Below are 13,780 nucleotides of genomic sequence, written 5' to 3' on the forward strand. Positions count from 1 at the left end.
TTGCTATTTTATGGAACCTCATCTGCACAAATAGCATCCAGCGTGTAAACTATTTGCTTTTGATAATTTTTTCCAAAAGAGAACTGAATTTGTAATGCTGCTTTTTGCACCATTCCTGTTTGATTGTGATACCAGATGTTACCGGTATACTGATCCAGCAACGGCTGATCCGTAGGCTCAAATGCAAGTGCAGTTGCTTTCATCTGCCGTTCCAGCTGTGCACGCTGTAAAAAAGCCGCATCCAAAATGCCCTTGAACAATACCTCTGTACAACCCGCCTCATACTGCACCCTGAAGGACTGTACCGATTCCTGCACCTGGATTAACGTATTCGGCATAAGATTGATAAACCGTACAAGATGTTTTTTATTGACCTCTTCCAGGATGTTCCCGTAAAATTTGGAGAATAAAAGGCCCAGCTGCTCATACCTGTTTATGTCTGTAATAACCCACTGCGGCTGCCTGTAAAAGATTTTCAGGTGGTTAAAGGTACGTGCTGCAGTTTCGCCAATATAATTCTTTGCCAGTTTATTAACGATTTGCCGGGCACGGGAATCCAGGCTTTTGAGATTTTCTATTTCCAATACTTCTGCAAAGCGAGTGGTATTGATCCATAACTCATCCTGTATCTGGTCTATTTGCAGAAGAAATTCTTTTTCGGAGGCTGACCAGTCCCTGTTCTTTAAACTTCTGTCAAAAAACTCGATATGATAGCGGAAATCCCCATACGGGCTTCCCTGGATGGTTGCATGAAAATAGCTGAGCTTTTCATTGCGATGCAATACGTCGTTTAACACTGCCCTTTCATCAATGCGCAATACATAGAACTGATTCCGTTCTGAAAAGTTTAATGCCAGCTCAACCAGTTCAGGATATAATTTCAGCTCCATACCAAAATATATTAGACACTACAGTCGTTTGATAGAAAATCCAGCAGGGTTAGGCACCATTTTCCGTCAATATAATTCATACCAAATATAAAAGTGCCTCCCCAAAAGGTCTTTTCCTTAGTAGTAAAGACCACAACACGCATTTTTTTTTCAAGATCTTTTGCCAGCCGGAGCTGCGTTTTTAGCTTTTGCAATTCCTGTTCTTCAAGTGACTCACCCGGAACATTTTTATTAACCCGGATAGAGGTTTCGATCGTGGAAGAAATAACCGGTGCGGTCTTTAGCATCCGGAACAATCCCTGCCGGTAAATGGTTTCGCACTCAAAAACAGGTTTTTCTGAATTGCTGATTGCTGAAGGCAGTTTTTTATATTTTTGCTCCCGCATCATTTTTTGATACACATACCGTTCCTGTTCTGTATTGGTACAGGCCGCACTTAAACACAGGCTGTCCTGCAATTGAAATACCGATGTTGCTCCTAAAGAACCCAATATAAAAACTCCGGTGCTCTTATGGATGTATTGATTAATCGCTTTTGTGTCTTTTTTATTATAAAGCGTAATGATCTTCAATGCCGCCCGTTTGAAGGCTGCTTCTTTATTGGTTTGCCCGCCTGCATTAATTGCGCAGAGCATGAAGATTAGAAACAAATAATTCCGCATTCCTACATTATTGATTTAAGTGAGGTAAAATTATATCCATAACATAACGCCCTTCTCCTCTGTTTTTACTCTGGATCTCATCGTGGGGATAAATGTCATTAACCGTTAAATCGTATTTTTTCAACAAAGCTTTTACGAGGCACACCAGTGATGTTACTTGTTTATCCGTAAGTTTCTCCCAATAATAGGTGGCCTCACCCTTACCTTCATAAGCATATCCTTTATCCATGTATACGGTACTCCCATCCGATACTTTATTATTGAGCGTATTTACCAGTTCCTTTTTTTCATTATAGATATAAGGCCAGCCGGCCACTTCAATGCCAACCGAGTTCTCGGACTGTACTTCCAGGTGGGCCAGTCTCGATTTTGAGCTTAAGATATGGGAGGGCGCTTTGTCCAGGCTCATGGACTGGTATATTTCTCCATCATTGCCTTTAGCACCATCTACATAAAACGTGGTGCCTTTGCTGGATTGTACGGCTCCCTCTGTACTCCACCCGGAAGTACGATGCATTATAATGGCAATCACCTTCTGCATGGTCCCGGCGGAAACGACTTTGCTGCCTGTTTTTGTATGAATGACGTTTGGTCCCTGTAATAAATTGTTTTCAATTTTATAGATACAGCACTGGCAATATTTGGCTTTATATCTTCCGGAGGCTGCTGTGTAAAACTCCGGGTTGTTGTCTGGAAATTTTATCTCGTAATCCGTATCCGTTACCTCGGCTTTTAAGTAGAGCGGTACCAGCTTGTCTTTCCGTTCTGCAATTTTTTTTTCGAGTTCTAAAAAGTCGTTGTCTTCTTTGGGGCGCACTGCTATTTTTACCGCGTATGTAACCGTGCCGTTTATTTTAAAGAGTGCCGTTGTCTTTTCTTTGCCGGCCTCCAGAAAAGGAGCGGGGCTTGCCAGTACTGCATCTGTAGCGGTGCCGTTGTCTTCATGAATGGTTACTTTTAAAACGCCCTTATCGCCGTTGACCTTGGCCACCAGCCAGGTTTCGCAACCAAGATCTCCGCTTGTCTTTTTAATATAGTCAAAGGCCGGCTGACCACTTTCGTCTTTTTCCTGCGTGGTTTCTTCCCAGAAAACCTGCACTTTTTCTCCCGGTTTTAATGGGTTCTGGTGATCGGGTACCGTGGTGAAATTTGAGCGCCCTTCTTTCTTAAAGTTCTTTAAAACATCGGGTATTTTACCTCCACTTTTTACTGGGTAGGTTTCCTGCTTTTTTTCGGTTTTCATCCGTGGGTTACGATCGCCAAAAAAAACATCCACCACATCGATCAAATGATCGGTCTGGTGTACCTGATCATAGGTTTTCTGATTGGGATTGGCTGCATAAGCGTCCTTCCCGGAGTCGGACACGGGTATGTTTTGATCCGCTGCCTGTTGTACCACATCTTTTATAATTTCGCCCATACATTTACATTTTGTACCCGGAACCTATTTCCTGCCTGCAGTCTTTACCAGAAAATAAATCAATAATGCCAGTGAAATCCCCCAGGAAGCCATTTGATACAGTACCGGAGGAAATTGTTTATCATAGATGTCCGGGTGTTCCACTGCTATTAGCTCAGGAGCCAGGGAGAGTATCTTGACTGCCCGGATATACTGATAAAGGGAAAATAGCAAAAACAGCACAAGCATTACCCCCATGGCTTGTCTTACCCTTCGCTTTTTTATAATCGAATCGCCAGCGACAAGCAGGGTCGCCAGGATAATCAGTGCTCCTGTTAAGTACAGAAAGGACTGTTCAGCACCACCCCATAAAAAAAGGTCGGCACCGTGGAAACGAAACGCCTCATCTGCCACAGCAAAATAAAATACGGCCAGTACTGCTAAAATGATGGTTATAAATAATGCTTTCATACTACTTAATCAAAGCAGGGATTGAAAAAAGATTGGTTAATTCCCCGGCAGAAACGTCAAAGCGGTCGTCAACTGCTATTCTTTTTACATCACTGTAAACTAAAAAATCGCTGCCTTTTTTTACATCCTTCCTGTATTGCTGATAACTGCTGTTGGTAATGTATTTGTACGAGCTGTCCTTAGCATTTACAGAAACATCATTTTTTGAGGTGCTCCAGTATCCCAAGGGCTGACTTCTCCATGTAGAAGGACTTAGGATTTCTGCAGCGGCATCAATAAAATCAAAGGAGTCTCTTACGTAAATACCTACCTCTTTAATCTGAATCGTGTATCCATTCGCGTTCATGAGTATGACGCCTGTTGCTGCCATCCGGAACACAAAATTTGCAAGTGCTGCATACATGTCATCCAACGCCGTATCGGGCACATTGTAGTTTTCATGAAATGCCCGCTCCTGAAAATGATGCAGATCAATGGCCGGACATTTTTGCCCCTTCTTATTTGTTGATTCAGGATTTAAAGCAAGTGTTCCAAAAGGTACTGTATAAACCATTGCTGTTGGCAGTTTTAGCTCCATTCGCCGTATTTCTGCGGTCAGCGCCTTTTTCCCTGCTGGGTTCATCCATATTTTTCCATTGATCATCTGATCATAAACAGCCCTTGCTCTTGGAAAGCCCAGTACCCAGTCCATTGAAATAATCTTTCCTGAATCTGCTTTATTTCCCGGCCGGTCACTTGCAATACCATTAAACCATTTTTCCTGTAATAAAAATCCCTTTTCCCATTTTTTTGCTTTCATAATGCGGGGAATGTAGCGAACCAAATGAACTTTTAAGCGCAGCCCGGTCTCTTTACAGTACTCCTTTTCTGTGCAATCAGCAACTTTTATTTTAAAATACAATTCCACCACCGGGTCACCGCCTTTCGCAAACAGCTCACCGGTCAGGGAAAAAGAAAAGGAGGTCTTTTCATAGAGCACCGGCTTCGTAGTTTCAAAAATGACCTCATCGGATAAGGTATGACTGGCAACAATCTTTAGGTGATAATTTTTCCCAATAGCGGAGGGTACAAAATTGATAAAAATAAATGTGCGGTCATCTTCCTTATAGGGCAGTACCGTTGTACGGAGTGTGCCGGTTTGATCCGCCGCCCAGTAAGCACTCACAATGGTAGTACAGTCATCAGCTGTATTTAGTGGCTGGGCTTTGGGAATAGCACCGGCGGTAGCCGCATTGGGCACGGGGTCACAATCAATACAGGATGCTTTGATAAGCACTTTTTGTTCCTGTACAAGTGAGGTCCCCAAATTATACCAGGAGGAGAGCCTGATAACAGTTTTGCAGGGCGGTTTTGTCTGCCCGTTAAACTTGGGATGCCCGCAGATACCTTCAAACTGCAGGTTCACCATGTTGTTATGATCACCTTCTGTGGCAAATAACTGATCCTGCAATAAAATTTCGTTGGAGGTTACTTTTATTTTACCCGCTCCCTGAGCATAAGGGCATTTTAGTTCCGCACCGTGGATCACCATTTCCCGCTGTTCATTGGGGCTGTCTGTTTGTTGCTGCTGCTGTTTTGCTGCGCGTTTTTGCGCAAGCTTTTCCTGGTGGGCACTGCCGGGTATGCCATCTGTAGCGGCGGGTGACGGGCTTCCGGTAACAACAGGCGTATTTAAGTTCTTTTCTGCCATAGATATTCAATAAAAATCAGCCTTTACTTATTTTTACGTCCTTTCCTCCCTGGAATACCGCCAGGCCGGAACCACGCAATTTCAAATCACCTTTTGAAGTTTGTATGTCCGATGTGCCGGCTACATGGTGGTAGGTATCCCCGGTGTGTTCTGTTTTGTTTTTACTGACCGTTACATTTTTATTTTCTGAAAACTGCGTATAGTTTTTTGAGATGGTCACATTCTTATCATTGCCAACAGACAGCTGTTCATTTTTACCGATTGAGGTGGTCATATTTTCACCCACAGTAATATTAAAGTTTTTACCAACGGCTATTTCCATATCATTCGGTGCATTTACTTTAATATTTCCTTTACCATCCATAAACCAGGTATTGCCACTGGGATCCTCAACAAATACGGAACCCTCTGCATCGTTCATAATAATTTTTGTTCCGCAGCGTGTCTGTATCGCTTTTACATCATTGCCTGCATTGCTGAAATTATTATCCGCCTGCTGATGATAAACGGCACCTATCACATATGGTTTGGTAGCGCTGTCACCTTCAAAACCTACCACTACTTCTTCACCAATTTCCGGAATAAAAAAATGCCCTTTTCCGCCACCGGCATGTGGCGTGGTTACCCGGATCCAGGGGGTTTTTTCAGCCCCGTTCATCCAGTGCATTTTTACCTGCACCCGTCCCAGACCCTGCGGATCGTGATTGTTCGTAACAATAGCACTCTGTGTTTCGCACACGGGATCGTCAGGGATGGTTACCGGTGGTACATTGATGCTGGCGGGGATAGCTGTAAAATCGTTTTCGTAATTTCCCATGGCATCTACATGATGGTTCACTGCAGTGACCAGGTACTCGCCGTAGCCCTCCGTACCAGCACTGTATACATTATTACCACTTACTTCGATCGTTCCGCCCAGTACAATGCCCGGATGACCACTCTGTCCTGTAAAACGGACCATTTTGCTGCTTTCCACGGCACTGCGCATTGTAGCCAGATCGTCCTGCTGTTTTTTATTATTAGCATGCCGGTAATTCCATTGTTTGGGTTGGGTACCGTAAACGGACCGGGCTCTTTGAAATACCTTTTCGCCCCAGGGGTTCAGCCCGGCTTTTTGTTCAACACCCTGTGGCTGGCTGGTATATACCTGGCTGTTCTGATAGTCCCAGCTTATGTATTGCATTGCTGTGGGTCTTGCCTGCAGCGTTACATTGAAGCGGCTTAACGTGCTGCCATAGACCAATGCCACTTTAGTGTTGGTTTGCGGAGGACCCACCACCAGGTTACGCCCGTCCCAGAACAGCCACTCGCCATAGCTGCCGGTGATCCGCTGCAGGAACTTCCATGCAGACTCTCTATATTGTACCGTATAACCCAGCTCCTCGCTGTAAAGCGGCTGTACTTTGGCTTCCAGCAGGTTTTGCGGGAAAAATTTCAACACGTCTTCAGAAATACTTTTAATGGTCTTTTTCTCCCAGCTTTTGCAATGAGGACCACTGTCCAGTACAATTGTGGGACTATAACCCATAATAATCACGTCTCCATGATGACCGGCAAACCGGGATGTTTCCACACTGGTAATGATGCCGTTGAACAGGACATTTCCCCCTAATCCAAGGCCGGAGATCCGGGCACCAAAGGTGCTGCCAATCATATCCTGCGATGAAGTAAAAAGTCCTCCCGTGCCGTCAATGGAAGTTGCTGGCACTACCAGCGAAAAATAGTGATGGTCGGATATGCATTGGTTAAGCGAAAAAGAGGTGAATTGTTTAATGAGGTTGCCATTGATGCTAAACATGGGTTCGGTGAGTTGCGCCATAAAGAATGTCTTTGATAATGATCGGAATAACAAAAAACAAACAGATGATCTTTTGAAGTTACTGCAAAATCATTAAAAATGGAGCCGGAGAAGGAAGAAATATATATTAACATGTAAATCAATATTAAAGGGACGTTTGTCATTTGCCTGATCTCCGTTCCTCAGCCTGAGCTAAAAACTAAGCGACTATTACCTCTAAATGTTATCTTTATGCAAATGAGCTTATATGAAGAAGGCTTTTTGTGTATCATTTGTATTAATTGCTATGAACAGTGCGGCACAGCTAAACTACCCGGTAACCCATAAGGAAGTGGTTACGGATGATTATTTCGGAACCAAAGTAGCAGATCCGTACCGCTGGCTGGAAGACGACAACAGCGCGGCAACCAAGGCGTGGGTGGCCGAGCAGAATAAAGTGACCAACGGGTATCTCGCAACCATACCGTATCGTTCGAAGATCAAAAGCCGGCTGGAATCCCTTTGGAATTACCCGAAATACGGCGCCCCGTTTAAAAAAGGCGACTACTATTATTTTTATAAAAATGACGGGCTGCAGAACCAGTCGGTACTGTACCGGACGCCGTCACTTGCGGCCACCCCGGAGGTTTTTATCGATCCCAATACATTGAGCAGCGAAGGTATTGCCGCTCTGAGCGGACTGTCGTTCACAAAGGATGGAAAGCTGTGTACCTATTCCGTTTCAAAAGCGGGCAGCGACTGGAGTGAGATCTTTGTAATGAATACCGAAACAAAAGCATTGCTGCCGGATAAGATCAACTGGACCAAATTCGGTGGTGTTGCCTGGAAAGGCAATGAAGGTTTTTATTACAGCGCTTATGACGAACCGGATGAACAATCAAAGCTGAGTAAGAAAAATGAATTCCAGAAAGTCTTTTATCACAAGCTGGGTACCAGCCAGAAGGAAGATGTGATCATCTATCAGGATAAAGAACACCCGCTGCGTTATTTCGGAGTGGGACTCACAGAAGACGAGCGGTTCCTTATCCTGTATGTAACAGAAGGCACAAGCGGCAGCGAGCTCTGGTACCGGGATCTTAACGACGCCGGCCAGCAAAACTTTTCCTTACTGGTACTAGGATTTGATACCGAATCCTCGGTTATTGAAAATAAAGGCGACCTGCTGTTGCTGAATACCAATTACGAGGCACCCAACTACCGTGTAGTGGCGGTGGATCCGAAACAACCCGGACGCCAGAACTGGAAAACGGTGATACCGGAACAGAAGGAAGCCTTACAGGGTGTTGGCACCGCAGGAGGCAGTCTGTTTGCCAGTTATCTGAAAGATGCCGCGTCGAAAATTGTGCAGTATGATTTTGAAGGAAACCGTATCCGCGACGTGGAACTGCCGGGAATCGGTACCGCGGGCGGCTTTGGGGCCGATAAGGAGGATAAGACCTTTTACTACACGTATACTTCATTTGCCACCCCCCCCGCTATATATGAATACGACATCGCCACCGGAAGATCAACGCTGTATAAGAAGACCGAGCTGAACCTGAAAACAGATGATATTGTAACAGAACAGGTGTTTTTTAAAAGCAAGGATGGCGCACAGGTGCCCATGTTTCTTACGTATAAAAAAGGATTGAAAAAGGACGGTAATAACCCCGTACTGCTCTATGGTTACGGAGGGTTTAATATTCCCATGACACCCGGTTTCAGCGTCAGCAATGCTTTTTTTGTAGAGCAGGGGGGGATTTATGTAGTAGTGAACCTCAGGGGTGGAAGCGAATATGGCGAGGCCTGGCATAAAGCAGGAATGCTGCTTAACAAACAAAATGTATTCAATGATTTCATTGGAGCGGCCGAACACCTGATCGCAGCAAAATATACCGGCAAAAATAAAATTGCGGTACGCGGCGGAAGCAACGGCGGACTGCTGGTAGGCGCGGTAATGACCCAGCGCCCCGATCTGTTTAAAGTAGCCATCCCCCAGGTAGGAGTACTGGACATGCTGCGCTTTCAGAAATTTACGGTGGGATGGGGATGGACGGTAGAATACGGCAGCGCTGATTCTGCACAGTATTTTCCTTACCTGTACAAATATTCCCCGTATCATAACCTGAAAAAAGGAGTCAGCTATCCCGCTACACTGATCACCACCGGTGATCATGATGACCGCGTGGTACCGGCACATTCTTTCAAGTATGCGGCACGGCTGCAGGAATACCATAAGGGCAGCAACCCGGTATTGATCCGGGTGGAGACCAATGCGGGACATGGTGCGGGAAAACCCACCAGCAAGGTGATTGATGAGGCTGCCGACATATGGGCCTTTGTTATGTACAACCTCGGAATGAAGTTTAAAGATCAATAGATATTACATGATGGAGAAAACAAAACAACCGCTGATGCAGGAAGACTGGGCGATCGTGATGCTGGGCGGAGCACTTATTGCGCTGGCGCTTTCCGGTTTGATCATTCCTGTTCCGGCCTATTCCTGGAACAACGGCACCGAGCTGACCACATCTGTCTTTTCAGCAGGGAACCTGCTGGCTATAGGAACGCAATTGCTGATCGTGTTCCCTGTGGCAGTCCTGGCCGCATGGCTTACGGGAAAACCGGTGAAAACAACAATACCCGTATTTATCGTCGTTTTTGTGATTACACAACTGGCGCTGGTGCTGGCGGGCAATAAGGTGATGAAAGATCTTAATCTGGAAGCGGTGATCTTCAGTCTTGCCCTGGGATTGATCATCGGTAACTGCTTTAAACTTCCGGAGTGGTTCCGGGAGGTACTCAATGCGGAGTTGTATGTAAAAATCGGGCTGGTCCTGCTGGGATGTTCCGTTATTTTTTCGGATGTGATGAAAGCAGGAGGACTGGGGCTGGTGCAGGCACTCGTTGTCGTATTGTCGGTCTGGTATTTTGCTTTCTGGCTGTGCCGCAAACTGAAAGTGGATGATGATCTGACAATGATGATCTCCAGTGCGGTTTCCATTTGCGGGGTCTCTGCTGCTATCGCCACTTCAGGGGCTATCAAAGGAGATTCGAAGAAATTATCCTATGTGATCTCCATGGTGTTGGTGACCGCAGTGCCGATGATGATCTTTATGCCGGTCATCGCTAATTATTTTAATTTTCCGGAGCAGGTAACCGGTGCCTGGCTCGGAGGCAGCATTGATACCTCCGGAGCGGTGGTTGCCTCCGGTTCGCTGGTAGGAGAGGAAGCACTTAAGATAAGTACCATTGTCAAATTTTCGCAGAATGTATTGCTGGGGCTGGCGGCCTTCGCCATTTCGGTTTACTGGACCTATTCCAAAAGCCCCGCGGCAGGAAAACAGGAAAAGCCTACCCTGGGGGTGATCTGGCAACGTTTTCCAAAATTCATCCTTGGTTTTATGGGAGCCTCCCTGCTCTTTTCCTTTATGGTGACACCTGAAACCAATGCGGCCGTAAAGAATGGTCTTAAAAGTTTGCAGGGCCTGTGGTTCGCACTGGCGTTCACCAGTATCGGGCTCGAAACGAGGTTTGCTGATCTTTTCCGGAATAACAGCCGCAAACCGTTGTGGGCCTTTTTAATTGCACAACTGTTTAATGTACTGATCACCCTGGTGATCGCCTATCTGTTGTTTGGCCGTTGAGTGCCGCCTGTTATCTGACAGACTATAAAACATGAATACATCCTGCCTGCAGGCGGTTATATTTAGTGTCCCGAATACGACATAAGACCTCTGTTAATGCCCCTGCGCAACCAGACAGATGTCCTTCTGTTGCACCACCCGGGGCATTAAAAAATCCCGGAATCGCATTGCCGTTCCGGGATCTTATTATTATCAGAATTCTGTTCTTATTTTCCTGAATCTGCTTTTGGCAGGGGAGCTGTCTGAACCGGTGCTGTTTGTGTGCCCGGTTGTTGCGCGCCGTTGTTAAAAGGAACGGCGGGTGCTGCCTGGGGTTGTGCCTGCTGTACCGGTTGTGTGCCTACATCCTGTAATCTTCCGTTGTTAGTACCGCCGGATTTGGTACCGGATATAAAGAACGTGGAAAACAGGCATAAAAGACCGATAATGGCCGCAAAGATCCAGGTGCCTTTTTCCAGCACGTCATTGGTTTGTTTCACGCCCATGAACTGGCTACTTACACCACCGAAAGTACCGGCAAGACCGCCTCCTTTGGGGTTCTGGATCAATACGATAAAGCTTAAGATCACACAAGCCAGTATAATGAGTATTACAAAAAGTGTTGTTAACATGGAATCTATTTCTTTAAATGTTCGATTTTCGCTGCAAAATAAGCTCTTTTAGAGGGATTTAGCAAACTTAATTTTTGGTAGATCTCAATGGCCTTGGCCTTATTGCCCTGTTTGGCCCATACTTCAGCCATGGCCGCGGTTTCTTCGTTCTCGCCATCCAATGATTTTTCCGCCATTTTTTCGATCACCGCCTCGTTATTGGCGCTGAGCCGGATACCCGCCGTTGCATCCGGCAGCCGGCGCATTTCCCTGAGCCAGGAGGTAAAGCTTTTTAGCTGATTTCCAAACCGGTCGCCCTCGCCCGCGGCTGCTTCGTCCTGCAGGTTAATGCCCTGGGAAGCAAAATAATCTACGGTGTAGTAAGGCGTAAACAGCAGGTCGGCTTTTGCCGGGTCCATTGGTTCCAGCTTCAGCCCGGGAATTACAGGCACTTCTGCTGATTCCGTTGCGGCAACCGCTTCCTCCGGGGTTTCCATAGCTTCCGGTGCCTTCACAACAGCGGAGGAAGGTTTACTGCCGGCGAAGAACTGGTATTGGAGCAACAGCGGATCCTGGAAATAAAGCAGGGTCTTTTGCCATTGTGCGTCAAAGCGGCTGTCGCCGTTTTCTTTCAGCCGCGCTGCCAGTAATAACTGAAGGGCAGGGGCATAGGGATATTTTTGCGCCAGGGCCTCCAGATCGGCTTCCGGCAGGGACTGCTGGTGGGGAAACACCGCATAAGCGATGTTGTTGATAAAATGATTCATACGTTTGTTTCTTGTTGCGGGCCGCCCCGTAACCGATAAGGGCGGGCATCGTACTGATCGTTGTTACCGGAGAATAATTGCGCTACCCCGGTTCTGTTTTTTATGCTTCCGGCGCTACCAGTTGGAGAAGATCCGGTTAAAGATATCATCAGAAAGGCTTCGCAGCATCTCCGACTTAAGCCCCTGTTCCGCCTGTTGCAGGGCCAGTGTGCCATCGTAGTCGAAGCTGCGTGTTACATCATATTTATTTGTTTTCTGGGAATGATTGTCCCTTACTTCGATATGAACACCCACATTCAGACGGTTGGTATTGGCCCGCTGGTTGGAAACCCCTGAAGTAGCAAAGGAGTAGGAGGTAATGGTACAGTTGATATCCCAGTCGCCATCATCTCCATTGGTTTGTTTCAGCCGGGTCTGGCTGACCACCTTTTGTTTCAGGCGCTCGGTCAGCTCCGGTGCCAGTTGCGGGTTTACATAGGATGCCTTGTTCTGGATGATCCCTATGCGGACCACGCTGATGGAATCCGGGATGCTTACATCTTTAAATTTGTAAACACCGCAGCCGCTTTGTGCAAAAGCCAGTACAACTATTGCGGCCACTACCAGCGATGCAAAAAAGCCTTTATAGTTCTTCAATATCATATTCCTTAAGTTTTCTGTAAAGCGTGCGCTCGCTGATGCCCAGATCAAGCGATGCGTCCTTGCGTTTTCCTTTGTGCTTTTTCAGCGCTTTAATGATCAGCTCTTTTTCTTTTTCCATGATGTTCAGGCTTTCATCCACTTCCTCGTGTTCGTCAATGGCATTGTCAACGATCACCGATGCTGCGGACGGCTGCGGCATGCTTAGCTGAACCGGCTGGTAGCTGGCCACGGGTGCCGGCAGGTAGCTGGAGTCATGACCATTATTCAGGTCCTTGAGCTCATTGATCAATGCAGGATTCTGGGCGGCCACCGAAGGATTCTGCAGCACTTCCAGGAACATGCGCTTGAGCTCATTGACATCTTTCTTCATGTCAAAGAAAAGCTTGTAAAGAATCTCCCTTTCGTTCTGAAATTCGCTCTGTTTCTGGGTGGAACTAAGTGCCGGCAGCCGGTTATTGGAATAGGGCTGAAGATACCGGCTGAGCGCCTTTGCAGAGATCTGCTTGTTTTCGGATAAGACAGAGATCTGTTCGGCAATATTTTTCAGTTCCCGGATATTTCCCGGCCAGGGATATTCCAGCAACAGGTTTTTTGCCTCCTCATCCAGCTGCACCGACTGGGTCTTGTACTTATCCGCAAAGTCTGCTGCGAATTTCCGGAACAATAATACGATATCTTCCTTCCGGGCGGAAAGGGAAGGCACCCGTATGGGCACGGTGCTTAACCGGTAATAAAGATCTTCCCTGAATTTATTTTGTTCTACCAGTTTGAGCAGGTCCTTGTTTGTGGCAGCGATCACCCGGACATCTGTTTTCTGAACTTTGCTGGATCCCACGCGGATGTATTCCCCCGCTTCCAGCACCCGCAGCAAACGGGCCTGCGTGCCCAGCGGCATTTCGCCGATCTCATCGAGAAAGATCGTACCGCCGTTCACCGTTTCAAAATAACCTTTCCGGGCATCCACTGCGCCGGTAAAGGAGCCTTTTTCATGTCCGAACAGTTCGGAATCAATCGTGCCTTCCGGTATGGCGCCACAGTTCACCGCGATAAACGGGTTGTGCTTACGGGCCGAAAGGGAGTGTATGATAGAGGAAAAGGCCTCTTTTCCCACACCGCTGTCCCCGATGATCAGCACGGTAAGGTCGGTGTTGGCCACCTGCACCGCTACCTGCAAGGCATAGTTCAATTCGGGTGAATTGCCAATGATGTTAAAGCGGTTTTTTATTGATTGTAGCTCCATTTATT

The 13,780-nt window shown here is 46.6% G+C and carries 12 protein-coding genes; 2 read left to right on the forward strand and 10 right to left on the reverse strand.

Annotation, left to right across the window (positions count from 1 at the left end):
- Positions 1 to 8: 8 nt before the first annotated feature.
- From K7B07_RS18950 to K7B07_RS18975, 6 genes are read right to left on the reverse strand one after another with little or no spacing between them, the layout of a single operon-like run.
- Complete coding sequence (locus K7B07_RS18950; protein WP_223712102.1) at positions 9 to 890, reverse strand: hypothetical protein; 882 nt, start codon at positions 888 to 890, stop codon at positions 9 to 11.
- 11 nt (positions 891 to 901) lie between these two features.
- A complete protein-coding gene (locus K7B07_RS18955) occupies positions 902 to 1,525 on the reverse strand; it encodes a hypothetical protein (RefSeq protein WP_223712103.1) in 624 nt (207 codons plus the stop codon).
- A gap of 34 nt (positions 1,526 to 1,559) precedes the next feature.
- Entirely contained in the window at positions 1,560 to 2,972 is a 1,413-nt protein-coding gene (locus K7B07_RS18960; protein ID WP_223712104.1) for a peptidoglycan recognition protein family protein, read from the reverse strand.
- Positions 2,973 to 2,996: 24 nt separating this feature from the next.
- Positions 2,997 to 3,422 carry a hypothetical protein gene (locus K7B07_RS18965; RefSeq protein ID WP_223712105.1) on the reverse strand — a complete coding sequence of 142 codons (426 nt, stop codon included), beginning with the start codon at positions 3,420 to 3,422 and terminating at the stop codon, positions 2,997 to 2,999.
- Between the two features lies 1 nt (position 3,423).
- Positions 3,424 to 5,112, reverse strand: coding sequence for a DUF6402 family protein (locus tag K7B07_RS18970; protein WP_223712106.1), 1,689 nt, complete (start codon positions 5,110 to 5,112; stop codon positions 3,424 to 3,426).
- Between the two features lie 16 nt (positions 5,113 to 5,128).
- Entirely contained in the window at positions 5,129 to 6,931 is a 1,803-nt protein-coding gene (locus K7B07_RS18975) for a type VI secretion system Vgr family protein (protein WP_223712107.1), read from the reverse strand.
- Positions 6,932 to 7,157: 226 nt separating this feature from the next.
- Here K7B07_RS18975 and K7B07_RS18980 point away from each other — a divergent pair, with 226 nt between their 5' ends.
- Both K7B07_RS18980 and K7B07_RS18985 read left to right on the forward strand, forming a co-directional pair.
- Positions 7,158 to 9,269 carry a prolyl oligopeptidase family serine peptidase gene (locus K7B07_RS18980; RefSeq protein WP_223712108.1) on the forward strand — a complete coding sequence of 704 codons (2,112 nt, stop codon included), beginning with the start codon at positions 7,158 to 7,160 and terminating at the stop codon, positions 9,267 to 9,269.
- A gap of 7 nt (positions 9,270 to 9,276) precedes the next feature.
- Positions 9,277 to 10,536, forward strand: a complete 1,260-nt coding sequence (locus tag K7B07_RS18985) for a YeiH family protein (protein ID WP_223712109.1) — start codon at positions 9,277 to 9,279, stop codon at positions 10,534 to 10,536.
- Positions 10,537 to 10,742: 206 nt separating this feature from the next.
- Here K7B07_RS18985 and secG read toward each other — a convergent pair whose 3' ends face one another.
- The 4 genes from secG to K7B07_RS19005 all read right to left on the reverse strand — a co-directional run bounded on the left by secG (position 10,743) and on the right by K7B07_RS19005 (position 13,775).
- Positions 10,743 to 11,147 (reverse strand): preprotein translocase subunit SecG, encoded by a 405-nt coding sequence (gene secG / locus K7B07_RS18990; RefSeq protein ID WP_223712110.1) that lies wholly within the window; start codon positions 11,145 to 11,147, stop codon positions 10,743 to 10,745.
- A 5-nt stretch (positions 11,148 to 11,152) separates the two neighbouring features.
- Complete coding sequence (locus K7B07_RS18995; protein WP_223712111.1) at positions 11,153 to 11,893, reverse strand: hypothetical protein; 741 nt, start codon at positions 11,891 to 11,893, stop codon at positions 11,153 to 11,155.
- 114 nt (positions 11,894 to 12,007) lie between these two features.
- Positions 12,008 to 12,535 (reverse strand): LPS assembly lipoprotein LptE, encoded by a 528-nt coding sequence (lptE, locus tag K7B07_RS19000; RefSeq protein ID WP_223712112.1) that lies wholly within the window; start codon positions 12,533 to 12,535, stop codon positions 12,008 to 12,010.
- Positions 12,516 to 13,775, reverse strand: coding sequence for a sigma-54 interaction domain-containing protein (locus K7B07_RS19005; RefSeq protein ID WP_223712113.1), 1,260 nt, complete (start codon positions 13,773 to 13,775; stop codon positions 12,516 to 12,518). Before K7B07_RS19005 ends, lptE begins: the two co-directional genes overlap by 20 nt.
- Between the last annotated feature and the right edge of the window lie 5 nt (positions 13,776 to 13,780).

The sequence above is a fragment of the Niabella beijingensis genome (assembly GCF_020034665.1).
GTDB lineage: Bacteria > Bacteroidota > Bacteroidia > Chitinophagales > Chitinophagaceae > Niabella > Niabella beijingensis.